This window comes from Pseudomonas mohnii (assembly GCF_900105115.1).
Classification (GTDB): domain Bacteria; phylum Pseudomonadota; class Gammaproteobacteria; order Pseudomonadales; family Pseudomonadaceae; genus Aquipseudomonas; species Aquipseudomonas mohnii.
Genome location: NZ_FNRV01000001.1, coordinates 4,061,915 through 4,083,456, shown reverse-complemented (window position 1 = coordinate 4,083,456; position 21,542 = coordinate 4,061,915). Strand labels below are relative to the sequence as shown.

The 21,542-nt window shown below is 60.8% G+C and carries 21 protein-coding genes; 7 read left to right on the top strand and 14 right to left on the bottom strand.

The window, feature by feature from the left end; genetic code table 11:
- Position 1: 1 nt before the first annotated feature.
- Both BLV61_RS18970 and lnt read left to right on the top strand, forming a co-directional pair.
- On the top strand, positions 2-841 hold the full coding sequence (locus BLV61_RS18970; protein WP_046028710.1) for an HlyC/CorC family transporter: 840 nt from the start codon (positions 2-4) through the stop codon (positions 839-841).
- A gap of 16 nt (positions 842-857) precedes the next feature.
- On the top strand, positions 858-2,381 hold the full coding sequence (gene lnt, locus BLV61_RS18965; RefSeq protein ID WP_047533698.1) for an apolipoprotein N-acyltransferase: 1,524 nt from the start codon (positions 858-860) through the stop codon (positions 2,379-2,381).
- 76 nt (positions 2,382-2,457) lie between these two features.
- On the opposite strand, the gene BLV61_RS18960 is transcribed toward lnt, so the two are convergent.
- Together BLV61_RS18960 and BLV61_RS18955 are read right to left on the bottom strand one after the other, a co-directional pair.
- Positions 2,458-3,219: a YdcF family protein gene (locus BLV61_RS18960; protein WP_090466907.1), complete on the bottom strand. Its 762-nt coding sequence runs from the start codon at positions 3,217-3,219 to the stop codon at positions 2,458-2,460.
- Between the two features lie 105 nt (positions 3,220-3,324).
- Positions 3,325-3,645 carry a hypothetical protein gene (locus tag BLV61_RS18955; RefSeq protein WP_047533701.1) on the bottom strand — a complete coding sequence of 107 codons (321 nt, stop codon included), beginning with the start codon at positions 3,643-3,645 and terminating at the stop codon, positions 3,325-3,327.
- 280 nt (positions 3,646-3,925) lie between these two features.
- Between BLV61_RS18955 and leuS the strand changes: the two genes are divergently transcribed.
- The 5 genes from leuS to BLV61_RS18930 all read left to right on the top strand — a co-directional run bounded on the left by leuS (position 3,926) and on the right by BLV61_RS18930 (position 10,049).
- Entirely contained in the window at positions 3,926-6,532 is a 2,607-nt protein-coding gene (gene leuS / locus BLV61_RS18950) for a leucine--tRNA ligase (protein ID WP_090466904.1), read from the top strand.
- A gap of 88 nt (positions 6,533-6,620) precedes the next feature.
- Complete coding sequence (locus BLV61_RS18945) at positions 6,621-7,226, top strand: LPS-assembly lipoprotein LptE (RefSeq protein ID WP_090466903.1); 606 nt, start codon at positions 6,621-6,623, stop codon at positions 7,224-7,226.
- 39 nt (positions 7,227-7,265) lie between these two features.
- Entirely contained in the window at positions 7,266-8,303 is a 1,038-nt protein-coding gene (gene holA / locus BLV61_RS18940; RefSeq protein WP_047533705.1) for a DNA polymerase III subunit delta, read from the top strand.
- Positions 8,304-8,499: 196 nt separating this feature from the next.
- Positions 8,500-8,664, top strand: a complete 165-nt coding sequence (gene arfA / locus BLV61_RS18935) for an alternative ribosome rescue factor ArfA (RefSeq protein ID WP_047533707.1) — start codon at positions 8,500-8,502, stop codon at positions 8,662-8,664.
- 62 nt (positions 8,665-8,726) lie between these two features.
- The gene (locus tag BLV61_RS18930) at positions 8,727-10,049 is read left to right on the top strand and encodes a lytic murein transglycosylase (RefSeq protein WP_090466902.1); all 1,323 of its coding nucleotides are present in this window, start codon (positions 8,727-8,729) and stop codon (positions 10,047-10,049) included.
- 111 nt (positions 10,050-10,160) lie between these two features.
- On the opposite strand, the gene BLV61_RS18925 is transcribed toward BLV61_RS18930, so the two are convergent.
- From BLV61_RS18925 to nadD, 12 genes are all read right to left on the bottom strand, one after another.
- On the bottom strand, positions 10,161-11,111 hold the full coding sequence (locus tag BLV61_RS18925; protein ID WP_047533711.1) for a S66 peptidase family protein: 951 nt from the start codon (positions 11,109-11,111) through the stop codon (positions 10,161-10,163).
- Positions 11,112-11,280: 169 nt separating this feature from the next.
- Positions 11,281-12,303: a lipoyl synthase gene (gene lipA / locus BLV61_RS18920; RefSeq protein ID WP_047533713.1), complete on the bottom strand. Its 1,023-nt coding sequence runs from the start codon at positions 12,301-12,303 to the stop codon at positions 11,281-11,283.
- A 1-nt stretch (position 12,304) separates the two neighbouring features.
- Positions 12,305-12,952 carry a lipoyl(octanoyl) transferase LipB gene (gene lipB / locus BLV61_RS18915; protein ID WP_047533716.1) on the bottom strand — a complete coding sequence of 216 codons (648 nt, stop codon included), beginning with the start codon at positions 12,950-12,952 and terminating at the stop codon, positions 12,305-12,307.
- Positions 12,952-13,227, bottom strand: coding sequence for a DUF493 domain-containing protein (locus tag BLV61_RS18910; RefSeq protein WP_047533719.1), 276 nt, complete (start codon positions 13,225-13,227; stop codon positions 12,952-12,954). Before BLV61_RS18910 ends, lipB begins: the two co-directional genes overlap by 1 nt.
- Positions 13,228-13,314: 87 nt before the next feature.
- Entirely contained in the window at positions 13,315-14,472 is a 1,158-nt protein-coding gene (locus BLV61_RS18905) for a D-alanyl-D-alanine carboxypeptidase family protein (protein ID WP_047533722.1), read from the bottom strand.
- Between the two features lie 259 nt (positions 14,473-14,731).
- On the bottom strand, positions 14,732-15,739 hold the full coding sequence (locus BLV61_RS18900; protein WP_047533725.1) for a septal ring lytic transglycosylase RlpA family protein: 1,008 nt from the start codon (positions 15,737-15,739) through the stop codon (positions 14,732-14,734).
- Positions 15,739-16,749 carry a lytic murein transglycosylase B gene (gene mltB, locus BLV61_RS18895; protein ID WP_090466901.1) on the bottom strand — a complete coding sequence of 337 codons (1,011 nt, stop codon included), beginning with the start codon at positions 16,747-16,749 and terminating at the stop codon, positions 15,739-15,741. The genes BLV61_RS18900 and mltB overlap by 1 nt, the downstream gene beginning before the upstream one ends.
- 17 nt (positions 16,750-16,766) lie before the next feature.
- Complete coding sequence (gene rodA, locus BLV61_RS18890) at positions 16,767-17,870, bottom strand: rod shape-determining protein RodA (RefSeq protein ID WP_090327560.1); 1,104 nt, start codon at positions 17,868-17,870, stop codon at positions 16,767-16,769.
- Between the two features lie 31 nt (positions 17,871-17,901).
- Complete coding sequence (gene mrdA, locus BLV61_RS18885; protein WP_047533735.1) at positions 17,902-19,797, bottom strand: penicillin-binding protein 2; 1,896 nt, start codon at positions 19,795-19,797, stop codon at positions 17,902-17,904.
- A 10-nt stretch (positions 19,798-19,807) separates the two neighbouring features.
- Positions 19,808-20,275: a 23S rRNA (pseudouridine(1915)-N(3))-methyltransferase RlmH gene (gene rlmH, locus BLV61_RS18880; RefSeq protein WP_007937439.1), complete on the bottom strand. Its 468-nt coding sequence runs from the start codon at positions 20,273-20,275 to the stop codon at positions 19,808-19,810.
- A gap of 9 nt (positions 20,276-20,284) precedes the next feature.
- Positions 20,285-20,779, bottom strand: coding sequence for a ribosome silencing factor (rsfS, locus tag BLV61_RS18875; protein WP_047533738.1), 495 nt, complete (start codon positions 20,777-20,779; stop codon positions 20,285-20,287).
- 73 nt (positions 20,780-20,852) lie between these two features.
- A complete protein-coding gene (gene nadD, locus BLV61_RS18870; protein ID WP_161793943.1) occupies positions 20,853-21,542 on the bottom strand; it encodes a nicotinate-nucleotide adenylyltransferase in 690 nt (229 codons plus the stop codon).

Genomic DNA, 21,542 nt, shown 5'->3' with positions numbered 1-21,542 from the left:
TATGAGCGAAGATCGATCGAGCAACGGGCAAAAGTCCTGGCTGGGTAAGCTCACCCAGGCTTTTGCCCATGAGCCGAAAAACCGCCAGGAGCTGCTGGAGCTGCTGCGCGACGCACACCAAAACAAACTGCTGGACAGCGAAGCGCTGGCCATCGTCGAAGGCGCCATCCAGGTCGCTGACCTGCAAGTACGGGACATCATGGTCCCGCGCTCGCAGATGGTCAGCATCAAGGCGACCCAGACACCCCGCGAGTTCCTGCCCGCCGTGGTCGACTCGGCCCACTCCCGCTACCCGGTGATCGGCGAGAGCCACGATGACGTGATGGGCGTGTTGCTGGCCAAGGACCTGCTGCCGTTGATCCTTCGGGAGAACGGCGACAGCTTCAATATCAAGGATCTGCTGCGCCCGGCCACGTTCGTGCCGGAGTCCAAGCGCTTGAACGTGCTGCTGCGCGAGTTCCGCGCCAACCATAACCACATGGCCATCGTCATTGACGAATACGGCGGCGTGGCGGGCCTGGTGACCATCGAAGACGTGCTCGAACAGATTGTCGGCGACATCGAAGACGAACACGATGTCGAAGAAGACAGCTACATCAAGCCGCTGCCAAGCGGTGATTTCCTGATCAAGGCCCTGACGCCGATCGAGAACTTCAACGAGTTCTTCGACAGTGAATTCTCCGATGACGAGTTCGACACCGTCGGCGGCCTGGTGATGAGTGCATTCGGGCATCTGCCCAAACGCAACGAAATCACCGAAATCGGCCCGTACCGCTTCCGCATCCTGAATGCCGACAGTCGCCGGATTCACCTGCTGCGCCTGACGCCAATCGCCCGGTAAAACATTAAGGATTGAAATGCGCTGGACAACCCGCCCCGGCTGGCCCGGTAACCTGCTGGCCGTGGCGGCCGGTGCAATCACCACCCTGGCCCTGGCGCCATTCGATATCTGGCCTCTGGCCCTGCTTGCCGTCGGCCTGTTCTATGCCGGTCTGCGCGAACTGAGCCCTCGCCAGGCACTCGGCCGTGGCTGGTGTTTCGGTTTTGGCCTGTTCGGTGCCGGTACCAGCTGGATCTACTACAGCATTCACAACTTCGGTGGCGCTTCGGTGTTGCTGGCCGGGTTCCTGATGCTGCTGTTCACAGCGGCGATTGCTTGGTTCTTTGCGCTGCCCGCCTGGCTCTGGGCGCGCTGGCTACGACGCAACGAAGCGCCACTGGCCGACGCCCTTGCATTCGCCGCGCTGTGGGTAGGCCAGGAGGCCTTCCGCGGCTGGTTCCTGACCGGCTTCCCGTGGCTGTATTCCGGCTACAGCCAGCTCGATGGCCCACTGACGGGGCTCGCCCCCGTTGGCGGTATGTGGCTGATTTCCTTCACCCTGGCCCTGACCGCTGCGCTGATCTACAACGGTATGCGCCTGGTGCGCACGGGTCGTAAAGGCTTCATCGTGGCTGGCGCCGTGCTGCTGGTCGGCCCTTGGGTCGCCGGCATGGCACTCAAGCACCACGCCTGGACCAGCCCGGCGGGCGCACCACTGAGTGTCGCGGCGATCCAGGGTAATATCGAACAGAGCATGAAGTGGGACCCGGCGCAGCTCAATGCACAACTGGCGCTATATCGCGACATGAGCTTCAGCTCCAAACGCGTCGACCTGCTGATCTGGCCGGAAACCGCGGTCCCGGTACTCAAGGAGTCCGCCGAGGGCTACCTGAACATGATGGGGAATTTTGCCGCAGAACGTCACTCGGCGTTGATTACCGGCGTGCCGATTCGCCAGATGGTCCATCACGAAAAACGCTTCTACAACGGCATCACCGTGGTCGGTGAAGGCGATGGCACATACCTCAAGCAGAAATTGGTGCCGTTTGGCGAATACGTTCCACTGCAAGATGTGCTGCGCGGCTTGATCGCCTTCTTCGACCTGCCGATGTCGGACTTTGCCCGAGGCCCGGCCGACCAGGCCATGTTGCAGGCCAAGGGTTACCAGATTGCGCCGTTCATCTGCTACGAAGTGGTGTATCCGGAGTTCGCTGCCGGCCTCGCGGCACAAAGCGATTTGCTGCTGACCATCAGCAACGACACCTGGTTCGGCACCTCGATCGGTCCGCTGCAACACTTGCAGATGGCGCAGATGCGCGCGCTGGAGGCCGGACGCTGGATGATCCGCGCCACCAACAACGGCGTGACCGGTCTGATCAACCCGTTCGGCCAGATCACCGCGCAGATCCCGCAGTTCGAGCGCGGCATCCTGTATGGCGAAGTGGTGCCGATGCACAACCTGACGCCTTATCTTCAATGGCGTTCGTGGCCGTTGATCATTGTTTGCGTGCTGTTGTTTGGCTGGGCACTGATTGCCAGCCGGATGGCCAAAACGGTCTGACTTGCGGGCCCTGGACAGAGGGCTTTTTGTGGTGAGGGAGCACACTCCCTCACCACAGGGTGTTGGCCAGCCCTCGCTATCGGTAGAACAACGAATACCCCACCTGCCCCACCGCTTCATTCAGCAACTGCCCGCTCTGCCAGATCGACTTGAATTCCGGCATCCAGCCACCCAGCGGCCGGGCATTGTCCACGCCTAAAAACCCCACGGGCGCAGACACCACTTCAAACCCTGCCTTCTGGAAGCTCCAGACAGCTCGCGGCATGTGCCAGGCCTGAGTCACCACCACCACGCGCTTGATGCCTTCTGGCAACAATACTTCGGCGCTGAATTGCGCGTTTTCCCAGGTCGTACGGCTGCGCCCTTCCTGCCATCGAACAGTGACGCCGAAATCATCGTGCAGCGAGTCGGCCATCAATCGGGCCTCGGTCGGCGGCGTGCCGTAATGCAGGCCGCCACTGGTCAGCACCGGCAAGCCCGAGGCCTTGGCCAGACGCGCCGCATAGCGTTCGCGCTCCAGGCCCACGCCCGTTGGCTGATCCGCGCCCCATGCCGGATCGCCGCGCTCGCGCCCCGAACCCAATACCACGATCGCATCGGCATGCCGAGCCAAAGTGGCCCACTCCTCGCGCGCCAACGGCGGCTCGCGCTCCAACAGCTCGGCGCCCCATTGCACCACGATGGGCAAGCTCATCAGCCAGAAGCCGCCCAAGCCCAGGGTAAAGCACACAGCGGCGAGCCTCGGCCTTGAACGGCGCCACCACCAGGCAAGCGCCAGCAGTAGCAACAGAATGCCCGGCGGCAACAGAAGTTGTTTTAAGAAATAACGAAAAGGCATCGAGCATCTCCATGAAGATGCCCGAAGCCTAAGTGGATTGACGTAATGCGACAATCAATATGGAAGGGCTATGCTTCGAAAAACCCGGGAGCATGGCGCCGTGCCTTATTTGCAATGCAGAGACCGGACCTTTACCGCGTCTCTGCCGGGTGTTTTGTCCTTGAGCCAGATGATCTTGGCTGTATGCGGCGCATCAAGTTGCTTCACTGCCTCGGACAAGCATCCGTGCGTTTCACGCTCACAACGATCCAGATACGCCTTGACCAGAGCAAACTCTGCGAGGCTCAGACCACGCAATTCCAGCTCCAGCGGACGCTCATCACGCAACCGGCCTGCGGTTTTTGCCGCTTCCAGGGCCATTCCAAGACGATCTATCAGTCTTTCATATAACTCCGGTTTTGTAGCTTTTTGCTGTGAATCAACCATCCCTCACCTCATTGGAAGATAAAACCTACTCCCCAGTTAGAGCTTAGCTTCCATGAACAAACCGACTGAACGCCGCGACCAACGGCCCTCGTAGCGTTTTTTGCGAGACGCGCGGCCGTAATCAGGGTTTCCCTCGATAGAGTGCGGTCATGTATGCTACGGCGCTTCCTGTAACTCCACTTCCAGCTCGCCTGGGCACCGAAACGCCGAATTGGCGCATTCACCGTCCAGCGTCGCATTGAAGAGGATTAGGCCACCCCTATTCAGTTCAAAAGTAGCCATGCACGAACAATATCAGCCCCGTGAAATCGAAGCCGCCGCCCAATCGTTCTGGGACGAGCAAAAGTCCTTTGAAGTCAGTGAACAGCCAGGCAAGGAGACTTACTACTGCCTGTCGATGTTCCCTTACCCCAGCGGCAAGCTACACATGGGGCACGTGCGCAACTACACCATCGGCGACGTGATCTCCCGCTATCAGCGCATGCAAGGCAAGAACGTCCTGCAACCCATGGGTTGGGACGCCTTCGGCATGCCGGCGGAAAACGCCGCGATGAAGAACAACGTGGCACCGGCCAAGTGGACCTACGAAAACATCGCCTACATGAAATCCCAGTTGCGCAGCCTGGGCCTGGCGGTGGACTGGTCGCGCGAAGTGACCACCTGCAAGCCTGACTACTACCGCTGGGAACAATGGCTGTTCACCCGCCTGTTCGAAAAAGGCGTGATCTACCGCAAGAACGGCACCGTGAACTGGGACCCGGTCGACCAGACCGTTCTGGCCAACGAGCAGGTCATCGACGGTCGCGGCTGGCGTTCCGGCGCGCTGATCGAGAAGCGCGAAATCCCGATGTACTACTTCAAGATCACCGCCTACGCGGATGAACTGCTGGAGAGTCTCGACGAGCTGACTGGCTGGCCTGAACAGGTCAAGACCATGCAGCGCAACTGGATCGGCAAATCCCGCGGCATGGAAGTGCAGTTCCCCTACAACGTCGATTCCATCGGCGAAGCTGGCGCACTGAAAGTCTTCACCACCCGTCCGGACACCCTGATGGGCGCGACCTACGTCGCCGTGGCCGCCGAACACCACCTGGCCACCCTGGCCGCGCAGAACAATCCTGAGTTGCAGGCGTTCATCGCTGAATGCAAGGGCGGCAGCGTCGCCGAAGCCGATGTCGCCACCCAGGAGAAGAAAGGCATTCCAACCGGCCTGTTCGTCGAACACCCGCTGACCGGTGAAAAGCTGCCGGTCTGGGTCGCCAACTACGTGCTGATGCATTACGGCGATGGCGCGGTGATGGCCGTTCCAGCCCACGACGAGCGCGATTTCGAATTCGCCCACAAGTACAACCTGCCGGTCAAATCCGTGGTGCGCACCAGTTCTGGTGACGTCAACCCGGCACCGTGGCAGGACGCCTATGGCGAACACGGCACGCTGATCAACTCCGGCGAATTCGACGGCCTCGACTTCGCCGGCGCCTTCGACGCCATCGAAGTGGCACTGATCAAGAAAAACCTCGGCGCCTCGCGCACCCAGTTCCGTCTGCGCGACTGGGGCATCAGCCGTCAACGCTACTGGGGCTGCCCGATCCCGATCATTCACTGCGATACCTGCGGTGACGTGCCGGTACCGGAAGATCAACTGCCGGTCGTGCTGCCGGAAGACGTCGTACCCGACGGCGCCGGCTCGCCACTGGCGCGCATGCCCGAGTTCTACGAGTGCAACTGCCCGAAATGCGGCCAGCCTGCCAAGCGTGAAACCGACACCATGGACACCTTCGTCGAGTCCTCGTGGTACTACGCCCGCTACGCCTCGCCGCACTTTGAAGGTGGCCTGGTGGAAAAATCCGCGGCTGACCACTGGCTGCCGGTGGATCAGTACATTGGCGGTATCGAACACGCGATTCTTCACCTGCTCTATGCGCGCTTCTTCCACAAGCTGATGCGCGACGAAGGCCTGGTGAGCTCCAACGAACCGTTCAAGAACCTGCTGACCCAGGGCATGGTGATCGCCGAGACTTACTATCGTCGCGAAGCCAACGGTGCCTACACCTGGTTCAACCCGGCGGACGTGGAACTCGAACGCGACAGCAAGGCCAAGGTCATCAGCGCCAAATTGAAATCCGACGGCCTGCCGGTGGAAATCGGTGGCACCGAGAAGATGGCCAAGTCCAAGAACAACGGCGTTGACCCACAGTCGATGATTGACCAGTTCGGCGCAGACACTTGCCGCCTGTTCATGATGTTCGCCTCGCCACCTGACATGAGCGCGGAATGGTCCGACTCCGGGGTGGAAGGTTCGCACCGCTTCCTCAAGCGCGTCTGGCGCCTGGCTCAAGCGCACGTCACTCAGGGCCTGCCGGGCAAGCTCGACGTGGCCAGCCTGAACGACGAGCAGAAAGCCATTCGCCGCTCGATCCACCAGGCCATCAAGCAGGCCAGCCACGACGTCGGCCAGAACCACAAATTCAACACCGCCATCGCCCAGGTGATGACGCTGATGAACGTGCTGGAAAAAGCCCCGCAAGGCACCGGACAGGATCGCGCACTGGTTCAGGAAGGCCTGGAAACCGTGACCCTGCTGCTGGCCCCGATCACCCCGCACATCAGTCACGAGCTGTGGAGTCAACTGGGTCACGCCGAACCGGTGATCGACGCCGCCTGGCCACAGCTGGACGAGAGCGCGCTGGTACAGGACAGCCTGCAACTGGTGATCCAGGTCAACGGCAAACTGCGCGGCCATATCGACATGCCGGCCAGCGCCAGCCGTGAAGAAGTCGAAGCCGCCGCACGCGCCAACGAGAACGTGCTGCGTTTCGTCGACGGTCTGACCATTCGGAAAGTGATCGTGGTGCCCGGGAAACTGGTCAACATCGTCGCCAGCTAATTGGATCAGGCGCCAGGTCCTGCCTGGCGCCGCGTAAAACCTTTCGGGCCGCATGATCGGCCCACATGGTTTCAAGGGGAGCAACACAATGATCAAACGCAATTTGCTGGTGATGGGCCTTGCGGTCCTGCTGAGCGCCTGCGGTTTCCAGCTGCGTGGCACCGGCACTACAGAACTGGCGATCAAGGAGCTCGACCTGAGCGCGCGCAACGCCTACGGCGAAACCGTGACGCAAATGCGCCAGATGCTGGAAAGCAGCGGCGTCAAGGTCTACACCGGTGCACCTTACAAACTGGTGCTGACCGATGAGCAGGAAAACCAGCGCATCCTCAGTTACGCCGGCGCCGGTCGTACTGGCGAGTACCAGGTCACCACCGTCCTCAACTACGACATCCGTGGTCAGAACAACCTGGATCTGCTGAGCGACAAACTTGAAGTTCAGAAGATCTTCATGCACGACGGCAACAACCTGGTAGGTTCCGACCAGGAAGCTGCAACAGCCCGGGGCGAAACCCGCCGCGAGCTGATTCAGCGCATGATGCTGCGCCTGCAACAACTGACCCCGGCCCAGCTCGATCAGTTGCAGCAGACTGCCGATGCCAGGGCCAAGGCTGAAGCCGCGGCGCTGGAAGCGGCGCAGAAGACTGAAGCGGAAACGCCGCGTCAGTCGCCTCTCGAACTGCCGAAGCAGTAAGACTTGCGGGGCGCTCAGGCGCCCCGTTCGCCCTCGCCTATGAAACTCGCCCCCGCCCAACTCGCAAAGCACCTGCAAGGTGCCCTCGCGCCGGTCTACGTCATCAGTGGCGACGACCCCTTGCTGTGTCAGGAAGCGGCCGACGCCATCCGCGCTGCCGCTCGCCAGCAAGGTTTTGATGAACGCCAGGTCTTTGCCGCCGATGCCAGTTTCGACTGGGGTACGCTGCTGCAAGCCGGTGCCAGCATGTCGCTGTTCGCCGAAAAACGCCTGCTGGAACTGCGTCTGCCCTCCGGCAAGCCCGGTGACAAGGGCGCCGCCGCTCTCATCGAGTACTGCTCGCGACCGGCCGAAGACACGGTGCTGTTGATCAGCCTGCCAAAGCTCGATGGCAGCGCGCAGAAAACCAAGTGGGGCAAGGCGTTGGTCGAAGGCCAGCAAACCCAGTTCGTGCAGATCTGGCCGGTGGATGTCAGCCAGTTGCCGAGCTGGATCCGACAGCGACTGTCCCAGGCCGGGCTTTCCGCCAGTCAGGATGCGGTCGAGCTGATCGCCGCGCGGGTCGAAGGCAACCTGCTGGCCGCCGCCCAGGAAATCGAAAAACTCAAGCTGATGGCCGAAGGTGGTCAGATCACGATCGAAACCGTGCAGGCCGCGGTGGCCGACAGTGCGCGCTTCGATGTCTTCGGGCTGACCGATGCGATTCTCAACGGCGAAGCCGCCCATGCCCTGCGCATGCTCGAAGGGCTGCGCGGGGAAGGCGTCGAACCGCCGGTCATTCTCTGGGCGCTGGCCCGGGAACTGCGCCTACTGGCCAATATCTCGTTGCAATACAGCCAGGGAACGCCCTTGGACAAAGCCTTCAGCCAGGCCAAACCACCTGTCTGGGACAAGCGCAAGCCGCTGATGAGCAAAGCCCTGCAACGTTATTCGGCGCAACGCTGGGCGCAGTTGCTACTCGAAGCGCAGCGCATCGATGCACAGATCAAGGGCCAGGCCGCCGGCTCGCCCTGGATGAGCCTGAGTCGGTTAACGTTGTTGATGGCGGGCCAGCGCCTTACCTTGCCTGCCGAGTAACCCCGCCCAGCCTGCTCGCGATGGTCGCTAACGATAACGCGGGGAGTCTGGCTCACCGCAGTGTTCCTGATTCCATCGCGAACAGGCTCGCTCCTACAGGGTACGGCGTATTTACTGACAACCTGCCCTATAGACAGAACCCCAACTTCAGCCGATGATTTGCTCCGCAAAAACCACTCACTTGCGAGCATCCATCATGAGCAAAAAGCCGTCCAAACGCGGCCCCAACAAGGCCAAATCCATCATCGCCCAGCCACTGTTCCGCAGCCGTCAGGAACGAGCCGGCAAGGGCAAAGGCAGCTACCGCCGCGAAGCCTTCCAGTCTAATAGCTGGGAGGCTTCTTACTTTCTGGCAGCCTGAAAGGCATGCATCCGCTCAACATGTTAAGGTCTGCACCTGATCCGTTTTCCCTGGACCCGTGCATGCCCCTTTGTCTTTCCCGTCGTTGGCACCTACGCCAATTGATAGCTGCCTCCAGCCTCATTTTGCTAGTCGCCTGCGCGGAAAAACCCACCGCCGCCGACGCCCAGCCGCTTCAGACCCTTCCTGTCACCACCGCACCTGCAGTGGTAGCGCCAGTGGTACCAAGCGACGACAATCTCGACATCCAGCCGACCCAGACCTTCGCCGAATGGCAGGCCGGTTTCCGCAAGGACGCCATGGCCGCCGGCATCCGCGCCGACCTCTTCGACCGCGCCTTCGCTAACGTCAGCTTCGACCCCAGCGTGATTCGTGCCGACCGCAGCCAGCCGGAGTTCACCCGGCCGGTATGGGAATACCTGGACGGCGCCCTGTCGCCACTGCGGGTGCGCAAGGGGCAGTCACTGGTCAGCCAATACGACGGCATTCTTCAAAGCATCGAGCAGCGATACGGCGTCGATCGCCAGGCCCTGGTCGCCGTGTGGGGCATGGAAAGTAACTTCGGCCAGTTCCAGGGCAACAAGTCGGTGATCAACTCACTGGCGTCCCTGGCCTACGAAGGCCGACGCCCCGGCTTCGCCCATGCGCAATTAATCGCAGCCCTGCAGATTCTGCAACAAGGCGACATCGAACCGGAGAAAATGCTCGGTTCCTGGGCCGGCGCCATGGGCCAGACCCAGTTCATCCCGACCACCTACAACACCCACGCCGTGGACTTCGATGGCGACGGTCGACGAGATATCTGGGGCAGTGCCAGCGACGCCCTCGCGTCGACCGCGCATTACCTGCAAAGCTCCGGATGGCAGAAAGGCCAGCCATGGGGCTTCGAAGTGCAACTGCCGGGCAACTTCAATTACATGCTGGCTGACGGCACAATTCGTAAAAGTGTCGCCGAATGGCGCCAACTGGGCATCACACTGCCCAATGGCGGGCAGGTCCCGGCGGGCACAGAGCAACTGTCTGCGGCCTTGCTGCTGCCAGCCGGCTATCGCGGCCCGGCATTCCTCGTGCTCGATAACTTCCGGGCGATCCTCAAGTACAACAACTCTTCGTCCTACGCCCTGGCGGTGAGCCTGTTGTCCGAGCGTTTCAACGGTGCGGGCCTGATCAACGGCTCCTGGCCGAAAGATGATTTGCCATTGAGCCGTTCCGAGCGCATTGAACTGCAAAACCTGCTGAGCGCGCAAAACTACGATGCGGGCACTGCCGACGGCATCATCGGCGCCAACACGCGCAAGGCGATCCGCAGCGCCCAGCAGTCATTCGGCTGGCCAGCCGATGGTTACCCGACGCACAAGTTGCTGGAAGGTCTTCGCAGCCGCTGAAAGCGTCGCGGGCAAGCCCCCCACTGACATCAAGTTGCGTGCAAATACTGCATTCACCTTGATGCCACTGGGGGACTTGCCCGCGATGACGACTTGTCAGGCCGTGACGTTCTAGCGCCTGATCACCACATCCTGTTCCAGCACCAGCTCTTGCCTGCCCGCATTCAGCCTGACCAGCGCGCCCATGGGCAACGTCAAATTCGGGTCACAATGCCCGCTGCGCCACCCGGATAGCACCGGAATCCGAAATGGCTCGAACGCCTGCTTGAGCAATCGATCCAGGGAGGACACATCGACCCCCGCCACGTCCCCGACCAGAACGCCACGCAGCTTGCGCAGCGTCCCGGCGAGTCGCAGATGAGTCAGCAATCGATCGATGCGATACAGCGGTTCGTTGATGTCTTCGATAAACAGGATGACACCCTCGGCGTCGATCTCGTAAGGCGTGCCCATGGTCGCGGCAATCATCGACAGGTTCCCACCCAGCAAACGCCCGTGAGCGATGCCAGGCGCGATCGTGGTCAATGGGTAGGCCTCGGGATGCGCGAGCACGCTGCCCGCCTTCAAATGGCCGCGCAGCATGTTGAGGAACGAAGACTCGGTGGGTTGTTGTCGTTTGCCGAGCAGGTCGGCGTTGAGCAGTGGACCATGGAACGTCACAAACCCTGCATGGCGACTGATCGCCAGATGCAACGCAGTAATGTCGCTATAACCGATGAATGGCTTGGCGTTATTGCGCAGCAGCTCGAAATCGATACGGTCAAGCAAGCGTGGCGTGCCATAACCACCTCGCAGGCAGATGATGGCGTCGACTTCAGGATCGGCAAATGCCGCATGCAAATCGTTCAGCCGCACCTCATCGCTACCGGCCAGGTAGCCTTCCTTTTCGTAGACGCCGGGAAACACTTTGAGCGAATAACCTCGGGCGCGCATCCACTGTACGGCCTTGTGGGTGTCCAGCGCAGCGGGACCGGCAGGCGCAATGACGCCAATCAGCCCTTCCATCGGCAATGCCGGAACGGGAGCATTTGGACAAAGAGTGTGGGTCGGTGGAACTGTCATCCATATCTCCCTGCGTGAAATCCTCAACACACAGTAGTCAGGAATGGGCACAAACAGAAGAGGCTTCTTTGCCCGCAGGTTGCAGGAGAAATCGGTGATGGGCGTGGGCAGGACAAAAAAATGCCCGCCTGGCTCAATGCCTGGCGGGCGTTTTCCTGTCTTCAGCGCATCAGGACGACATCAACTCGGCCTTGACCAGCTTCGCCTGCTCGTCGGCGTGGTACGAGGAGCGAACCAGCGGACCGGAAGCGACGTTCTTGAAGCCCATCTTGTAACCTTCCTCGGCGAACCAGGCGAAGGTGTCCGGGTGCACAAAGCGCTGCACCGGCAAGTGGCTGCGGGACGGTTGCAGATACTGGCCCAGGGTCAACATGTCGATGTCGTGTTCGCGCATGCGCTTCATGACTTCGATGACTTCTTCATCGGTCTCGCCCAGGCCCAGCATCAGGCCTGACTTGGTCGGAATGTGCGGCATCATCTGCTTGAAGCGTTGCAGCAGGGTCAGCGACCACTGGTAGTCCGACCCCGGACGCGCAGCCTTGTAGAGGCGCGGCACGGTTTCCAGGTTGTGGTTGAACACATCCGGCGGCTCGGCCGCGGTGATTTCCAGCGCGATGTCCATGCGGCCACGGTAGTCCGGCACCAGGGTTTCGAGCTGAACGTTTGGCGACAGTTTGCGGATTTCGCGGATGCAGTCGGCAAAGTGCTGGGCACCACCGTCACGCAGGTCGTCACGGTCTACCGAGGTGATCACCACGTATTTGAGACGCAAGTCAGCGATGGCGATGGCCAGGCTTTCCGGCTCATTGACGTCCAGTGGCTTCGGACGACCATGACCCACATCGCAGAACGGGCAGCGACGGGTGCAGATGTCACCCATGATCATGAAGGTCGCGGTACCACCGGAGAAGCACTCGCCCAGGTTCGGGCAGGAGGCCTCTTCGCACACGCTGTGCAGTTTGTGTTTACGCAACAGGGCCTTGATGCGGTCGACCTCCGGGGATACCGGGATACGAACGCGAATCCAGTCAGGCTTTTTCGGCAGCTCGGTGGTCGGAATGATCTTTACCGGAATGCGTGCAACCTTCTCGGCGCCGCGCAGCTTAACGCCGGCTTCAACCTTGGCACGCGGGGCCGGACGATCAGTGACATCCTGCGTCGGGATCATGGTTTGCACTGCATCAGTAGTCATATCAGTCGATTCCGCCCGTTAGGGTCGTCTGCTCAGCATAGTCGAGGTGTTTGACGAGCTGCGCGCGCAGCCGGGCACTTACCTCGGCAAATTCAATCGATCCTGCGTGATCGCTCAGCTGGGTCATCGCCAGCCCGGCGTAGCCGCAGGGATTAATCCGTCGAAACGGTTCCAGGTTCATGTCCACGTTCAAGGCCAGGCCATGAAAGGAACAACCGTGGCGGATCCGCAGACCCAGGGATGCGATTTTCGCTCCGTCGACGTAGACACCCGGCGCATCCGGCTTGGCCGCAGCCGTCACGCCATAACTGGCGAGCAGCTCGATCAGGCACGTCTCCATGCGGGTCACCAGGTCACGGACACCGAAACCCAGCTTGCGCACGTCCAGCAGCAGGTAGGCCACCAATTGCCCGGGGCCGTGATACGTCACCTGGCCACCGCGGTCAACCTGCACCACCGGAATATCTCCCGGCAGCAACAGGTGTTCGGCCTTGCCGGCCTGGCCCTGGGTGAACACCGGCGGGTGCTCTACCAGCCAGATTTCGTCGGCGGCATCGCTGCCGCGTTCGTTGGTGAAGCGTTGCATCGCATGCCAGACCGGTTCGTAAGCCATCTGGCCGAGTTCGCGAAAGCCCAGCGTGCCAGGCATCACAGCACCATGTGCACGAAGCCGGTGGCCCGCAGTTCGCTGTTGATGTTGTACAGCTGATCCTGGTCGGTGGCGACGATGTGCAACTGAATCGTGGTGTATTTACCGTTGGTGCTTTGACGCTCATCCACACGTTCATCGTTGATCGTCGCGTGTTTCCTGACGATCTCGATGATCCTGTCTTTGTTGCCCACGCCAGTATCGCTGATCACCTTAACCGGGTAATCAACGTTGGGGAATTCGATCTTTGGCGCCTTTACTTCGGTATCGGTCATGGCGTAACGGCCTCGTAAGCGTAAGCCGTGGCGACGGGCAAGGCTCCGGGCTGGATCAGCACGGAGCCTTGCAGGTGCACACTAAATTCAGTTGAACAGGCTGTAGAAGAATAGACGGATGCTATCCCACATGCGGCGGAAGATACCACCTTCCTCGACGGCGTCCAGAGCGATCAGATCTGCGCTGTGCACGACCTTGTCGTCCAGTTTCACTTCGACCTTACCGATCACGTCGCCCTTGGCGATGGGCGCAACCAGTTGCGGGTTCATGGTCATGCTGGCAGCGAGCTTTTTCAGCTGGCCTTTCGGCAGGGTCATGGTCAGGTCTTCAGCCAGACCGGCCTTGACCTGGTTGGTCGAGCCTTTCCAGACAGGAGCCTGAGCCAGCTCGGCGCCTTTCTGATAGAAGGTCTGGGTTTCGAAGAAACGGAAACCGTAAGTCAGCAGTTTCTGAGTCTCGGCGGCGCGAGCCACTTCACTGTTGGTGCCGAACACCACGGCGATCAGACGCATGCCATCACGCACGGCCGAAGACACCATGCAGTAGCCTGCTTCATCGGTGTGGCCGGTTTTCAGACCGTCAACGGTCTTGTCGCGCCACAGCAGCAGGTTGCGGTTCGGTTGCTTGATGCCGTTCCAGAAGAACTCTTTCTGCGAGTAGATCGCGTAGTGGGCCGGGTCTTCGTGGATGATCGCGCGAGCCAGCACCGCCATGTCGTGAGCCGACGAGTAGTGCTCAGGGTTCGGCAGCCCGGTCGGGTTCATGAAGTGGGTGTTGCTCATGCCCAGATCGGCTACGGTTTTGTTCATCAGGTCGGCGAACGCGTCTTCGCTGCCGGCGATGTGCTCGGAGAGCGCAACGCTGGCGTCGTTGCCCGACTGAATGATGATGCCGTGCAGCAGGTCGCTGACAGTGACTTGCGAGCCGACCTTGATGAACATCCGGGAACCGCCGGTGCGCCAGGCGTTTTCACTGACGGTCACCGGATCGTTTTCGCCAATCTGGCCACGACGGATTTCCAGGGTCGCGATGTAGGCGGTCATCAGCTTGGTCAGGCTGGCTGGCGGCAGGCGCTGGTCACCATTGTTCTCGACCAGCACGTTGCCGCTGCTGGCGTCCATGAGCACGTAGGCCTTGGCGGCCAGTTGCGGTGGCGACGGCATCATCTCGGCCGCGAACGCGGCAGGCGAGAGGAGCAGCGGGACTAGAAGGCACAGGCGTTTGGCAAAGGTGGTGATGTTCATCCGTCTCTCGAAATCGCTAATGGAAACTTGCCCAAGGGCAAAACTAATCAAATAACCTTCAGGCTTTGCTCTTGAACGGCCTGCGCGGCGATCACGCTGCTTGCGTGACCGCCGCTCGGCGAGTTTTCGAACAAACCCTACGAGTCATCGCGTATTCAGTTGCTCACTCCAGTCACCCTTTGCCGGGCTTTTGTTCTCGACGAGCCAACAACCTGGTTCACTCCCGACTGCAAGTGAACCGTCAATCAAGTCCTACGTATTACTCCGTGACCACACTCGGCGAACCAAGATTGGCCAGACGCACGCTGTTCTGCACTTGCTGGATTTCACCCGGCGTACCGATTGGCCCCAGTCGAACCCGATGTAGCGTCTGTTGATTGCGTACGATCGAGCTGATGAACACCGGGGTGCTCACCATCCCGCTGAGTTTCGACCTCAGGAGCTCCGCAGCGTCCGGGTTGGCGAACGCGCCCACCTGCAGATACTGGCCAGAGGCTGGTGCAGAAGCGTTTTTTTTAGTATCGATCTGGACAGGCACAACGGCGGCAGCGTGCTGCTGTGGTGGCGGTGTCCATTGCTCGACGGTACCGGCCGAAGCCGTAATGACCGGGGCACTATTCTGTGCAACTTGCGGCTCGTTGAGCATCAAGGGCGCCGGTCGGCCCTTGGCGGCCCACCATTGTTGCGGGTCGATCCCTTCCACCTTGACTCGCGCGGTGCCGATTTCGGCATAGCCCAGTTTTTTGGCAGCGGCGTAGGACAAGTCGATGATCCGGTCCGAGTAGAACGGCCCGCGGTCATTGACCCGCAGGATCACGCTCTTGTTATTGTCCAGGTTGGTCACCCGAACGTAACTTGGCAGTGGCAAAGTCTTGTGCGCGGCACTCATGCCATACAGGTCATAGACTTCGCCGTTGGCGGTGTTCTGACCATGGAACTTGGTGCCGTACCAGGACGCCGTGCCCGAAGCGACGTAAGTCTTGGAATCCTGCAGCGGGAAATAGGTTTTTCCGAGCACCGTGTACGGATTGGCCTTGTAGGGGCCGGTGTGCAGGGTCGGCGTGGCATCGGGGATGCGCGACACATCGACATCCCACCACGGCGCGCCATCCTTGTGGGCGCGGTTGATGTCCAGTCCCGGTGCCGAACGCACGGCGGTGGAGGACTTCTGGCCGGGCGAGCGACTGGTCGAACAACTGGCGACCAGCACTGCCAACGCGACGAATGCCATCAGCTTCAGGGGTTTATTCATAGGCAATGCCCGCATTACTTGACGCCCCGTGCTTGGACCAGCTGTTCTGACAGTTGATGTACGGCCATGGCGTACATCACGCTGCGGTTATAACGCGTGATTGCGTAAAAATTCTTCAGGCCCATCCAGTATTCCGGGCCATTGTCGCCTTCCAGGCGGAACGCGGTAACCGGCATATCATCGCGCAGCGCATCATGACTTGACCAGCCCAAGGCCCGCAACTCTCCGACGGTTTTCGTCGGTTCGATGCCAGTGGTCAAACCATCGTCCACCTGATCACCCCGGACATCGGCGCGACTGACCACAGGCTCCCCGGCCACCCAGCCATGACGCTTGAAGTAACTGGCGACGCTACCGATGGCGTCGTCCGGGTTGGTCCAGATATTAATGTGCCCGTCACCGTCGAAGTCCACCGCATAGGCGCGAAAGCTGCTCGGCATGAACTGCGGCAAGCCCATGGCACCGGCGTAGGAGCCTTTGAGGGTCAATGGATCGACCTGCTCTTCCCGGGCCAGCAGCAGGAACTCACGCAATTCCTTGCGGAAAAATTCGGCACGGGGAGGATAGTCGAAACCCAGGGTCGACAAGGCATCGATTACCCGGAAATTACCGGTATTGCGTCCGAAAAAGGTCTCAACGCCGATGATCGACACAATCACCTGAGCCGGCACGCCATATTCCTGCTCGGCACGGGCCAGCACCGCCTCGTGCTGACGCCAGAAGTCGACACCGCGGGCAATGCGCGCATCGGTGATGAACATCGGGCGATATTCGCTCCACTGCTTGACCCGCTCGGCGGGTTTCGAAATCGCGTCCAGAATTGACTGCTTGCGCTCGGCTTCACGGAACACGCCCATCAGCTGCTCGCCGGCGAAGCCGTAATCGCGGGTCATCTCACCGACGAATTCGGCCACCTGGGGTGAACCTTCGTAATCGCCGGCCAACGCTTCCTGCGCAGTGCCAAGGATGCTTACCAGGCCAACCCACGACGCGTATCGAGTCGCCCAGCCATGCATTACTTGCATTGAAATCTTCACCTTATTCAAACCTGCGCGATCCACTTGCGATGGGTATGGATCGACATCAAAACCCCAAACGCTGACAGCAACGTCACCAGCGAAGTTCCTCCGTAGCTAATGAACGGCAACGGCACCCCCACCACCGGCAACAGGCCACTGACCATACCGATGTTGACGAAAACATATACAAAAAACGTCATGGTCAGGCTGCCGGCCAGCAATTTGCCGAACAATGTCTGGGCCTGGGCGGTAATCACCAGCCCTCGACCGATCAACAGCAGGTAGATCAGCAGCAGCGCGCAGATGCCCACCAGGCCGAACTCCTCACCCATGACCGCGATGATGAAGTCGGTGTGGCTCTCCGGCAGGAAGTCCAGGTGCGACTGGGTGCCCAGCAACCAGCCCTTGCCGAACACACCGCCGGAACCGATGGCGGCCTTGGACTGAATGATGTTCCAGCCGGTGCCCAGCGGATCGCTTTCCGGGTCGAGGAAGGTCAGGATCCGCTGCTTCTGGTAGTCGTGCATGATGAAGAACCACATTGCCACGGCCACCGGCACGGCGGCGGCCAGCACGCTGAGAATCCAGCGCCAGCGCAGCCCGCCCATGAACAGCACGAAGGCGCCACCGGCCAGAATCAACAGCGAGGTGCCCAGGTCCGGCTGCCGCACGATAAGAATGAAGGGCAAGCCGATCAGAAACAGACTGACGCCCACATGCTTGAGCTGCGGCGGCAAAGTGCGCTTGGACAGGTACCAGGCGATGGTCGCCGGCATCAGGATTTTCATGAACTCCGAAGGCTGGAAGCGAATCACCCCCGGGATGTTGATCCAGCGCGTGGCGCCCATGGCGTTGTGGCCCATCACGTCCACCACCACCAGCAAAAGCACGCCGAGCACATAACCGACCGGCACCCAGCGGGCCATGAAGCGCGGCTCAAACTGGGCAATGACGATCATCGACACCAGACCGATGCCAAACGAGGTCGCCTGTTTGGCCAGCAGATCCCAACTCTTGCCACTGGCCGAATACAGCACGAACAGGCTGCCGGCGGCGAGGGTCAGCAGCAAAATCAGCAGCGGGCCATCAATGTGCAGGCGCTGCAGCAGCGTCGCACGACGACGCATCACATCCTCGCTAGAGAGCATGCGATCAAAATTATTCATCACGGGCGGTAGCCTCCGCGCTGTTAGGGCTGGCGTATTCGGCTTTGAGACGACCATCCTTATCCAGCAGCCAGGCGTCCATGACCTGACGCACCACCGGCGCGGCGACACCGGAACCGGATTCGCCGTTCTCGACCATCACCGACACCACGATTTTCGGATCATCGGCCGGCGCGAAGCCAACGAACAAGGCGTGGTCGCGATGGCGTTCCTGAACCTTGGAGCGGTCATACTTTTCACCCTGTTTGATCGCGACCACCTGGGCCGTACCACTCTTGCCGGCGATCCGGTACTGCGCACCGATCGAGGCTTTGCGCGCCGTGCCACGGGCGCCGTGCATCACTTGCTGCATGCCGTGGTTGACCTTGTTCCAGTCGGACGGGTCACGCAGGACGATGTCCGGCATCGGGTTGGGATCCAACGGTTTCTGGCCTTCAATGGTCTTGGCCAGGTGCGGACGGTTCCAGACGCCTTTGTTGGCCACCAGCGCGGTGGCCTGGGCCAGTTGCAACGGGGTCGACTGCATATAGCCCTGGCCGATCCCGAGAATCAGTGTTTCGCCCGGGAACCATGCCTGGCGGCGCGTTGCACGCTTCCACTCGCGCGTAGGCATCAATCCCGGAGACTCTTCGAACATGTCCAGCGAGACCTTCTGACCGATGCCGAACTTGCTCAAATACGAGGACAATCGATCGATCCCCAGCTTGTGGGCCAAGTCATAGAAGTAGGTGTCGTTGGAGCGCATGATCGCCGTATCGAGGTCGACAAAGCCGTCGCCCGTACGGTTCCAGTTACGGTATTTGTGGTCGTAGTTGGGCAACATGTAGTAGCCGGGGTCGAATACCCGCGTCGAGGCCGTGACCACACCCGAATCCAGGCCGGCAATCGCCACCGCCGGCTTGATGGTCGAACCCGGTGGATACAGACCGCGCAGCACGCGGTTGAACAGCGGCCGGTCGATGGAGTCGCGCAACTCGGAATAAGCCTTGAAGCTGATGCCGGTGACGAACAGGTTCGGGTCGAAGCTCGGCTGACTGACCATCGCCAGCACTTCACCGGTTTTCGGGTCCAGTGCCACCACCGCGCCACGACGACCGCCGAGCGCGGCTTCGGCGGCTTCCTGCAATTTGATGTCCAGGCTCAGGACGATGTCCTTGCCCGGAATCGGATCGGTGCGCTTGAGTACCCGCAATACGCGGCCCCGAGCGTTGGTCTCGACTTCCTCATACCCGACCTGACCGTGCAGTTCGGGCTCATAGAAGCGCTCGATGCCGGTTTTGCCGATTTGATGGGTGCCGCTGTAACTCACCGGATCCAGAGATTTGAGCTCCTTCTCGTTGATCCGCCCCATGTAGCCCACCGAGTGCGCAAAGTGCGCGCCTTGGGGATAGTGACGAACCAGTTGCGCGACCACTTCCACCCCGGGCAGGCGGAACTGGTTGACGGCGATTCGAGCGATTTGCTCCTCGGTCAATTCGAACATGATCGGCACGGGCTCGAACGGCCGACGCCCCTGGCGCATGCGCTTTTCGAAAATCACCCGGTCCTCGGGCGTCAGTTCCAGCACCTGAACGATCACATCGAGCACTTGCTGCCAATCGCCAGAGCGCTCGCGGGTCATGCTCAGACTGAAGCTGGGCCGGTTGTCGGCAATGACCACACCGTTGCGGTCGTAAATCAACCCACGGGGTGGCGGAATCGGCTGGACGTGGACGCGGTTGTTTTCCGACAGGGTCGAGTGGTACTCGTACTGGATCACCTGGAGGAAATACAGCCGCGCGATCAGCACGCCGATCAGCGTCACGACCGCAATGGCCCCGAACACGACACGGCCACGCACCAGACGGGCGTCTTTTTCGTGGTCCTTGATGCGGATCGGCTGAGACATGAGGGCAGAACTACTTGTGGTAAGGGTGGCCGGACAACACGGTCCAGGCACGATACAGCTGTTCGCCGATCAGAATTCGCACCAGCGGGTGCGGCAACGTCAACGGCGATAGCGACCAGCGCTGATCGGCACGGGCACAGACTTCAGGCGCCAGCCCCTCGGGGCCACCGACCATGAAGTTCACTGTGCGCGAGTCCAGCCGCCAGCGATCGAGTTCGACCGCCAGCTGCTCGGTACTCCAGGGCTTGCCGTGGACTTCGAGGGTGACAACACGTTCGTTCGGCCCGACCTTGGCCAGCATGGCTTCGCCTTCCTGACGGATGAAGCGGGCCACGTCGGCGTTCTTGCCACGGGTGTTGAGCGGAATTTCCACCAGTTCAAGCGCCAGCTCGGACGGAAGACGCTTGGCATATTCATGCCAGCCCTCTTCCACCCATTTGGGCATGCGTGAACCGACGGCGATCAGTCGCAGTCGCACAGCGGGCCCTTATTCCTGGTCTTTGTTGAGCTTGGTGAAGTGCTCGTGGGTATTTTCAGGGCTGTGGTGAGCCGCGCTGGCCGAACGGCTCTGCTCGGCACCGGCCCACAAGCGTTCCAGGTCGTAGAACTGGCGAGCGGAGGCCGTCATCATGTGCACAATGACATCGTCCATATCCAGCAGTACCCAGTCGCTGTCGCCCTTGCCTTCCTCACCCAGTGGCTTGACGCCCTGGGCCTTGACCGCTTCGCGGACCTTGTCGAGCATCGCGCCGATCTGGCGATTGGACGTACCGGTAGCGATGATCATGAAGTCAGTGATGCTCTGCTTTTCACGAACGTCGATCACCTGGATGTCCTGGGCCTTCACATCTTCCAGGGCCGCCACGGCAACCTTGACCAGCTCTTCGCCGGCGAGAACCACGCCGGTTGCTGCCGGTACTGGCAGCGGAGCGCTCTTGAACGTGCCTTTGCGCTTTACTTTGGTTTGGTCTTTGTCAGTCATATAAAACTCGTTTTGCTCGTATGTTCGGGCGCTTCAATACACGTTGTTGCTACGTGCCTTGAGGCACTCCTATTCAGTTCGACGCACGGTAAAGTCCGTGCGCATCGATGTAGGCCAGGACCGCGTCGGGCACCAGGAAACGTACCGACTTACCGCTGGCCAGCAGTTGACGGATCTGGGTGGCGGATACCGCGAGCGGTGTCTGCCAGACGAATGCAATCTGTCCGCTCGGCCCTTTGAGGGCCAGCGGGTCGCTCACCGAACGCGCTGCCAGCAGGTTGCGCAAGGCATCCGGCGGTTCGCTGTCGGCATCCGGGCGTTGCAACACCAGGATATGGCAATGCTGGAGCAACTCTTCCCAGCGGTGCCAAGTGGGCAGGCCGCAAAAAGCGTCCCAGCCCAAAAGCAGAAAAACCTGGTCATCCGCGGCCAGTTCGGCACGCATCAGTTCCAGGGTATCAATGGTGTAGGACGGTTTGTCCCGCTGCAATTCGCGGGCGTCCACCACCAACGGCGCCACACCGGCCACCGCGCACTCGACCATCGCCAGACGGTCTTTCGCCGATACCTGCGGCGTATCCCGATGGGGAGGCCTGGCACTGGGTGTCAGACGCAGCTCATCGAGCGCCAATGATTCGGCGACTTCCAGTGCACCGCGCAAGTGGCCGATGTGCACCGGGTCGAAAGTTCCGCCCAGTATGCCGATACGGCGAGGTGCGGGCTCGCTGCCAGTGACCGGAGCTGACGGGTCGAGGTCGCCCAA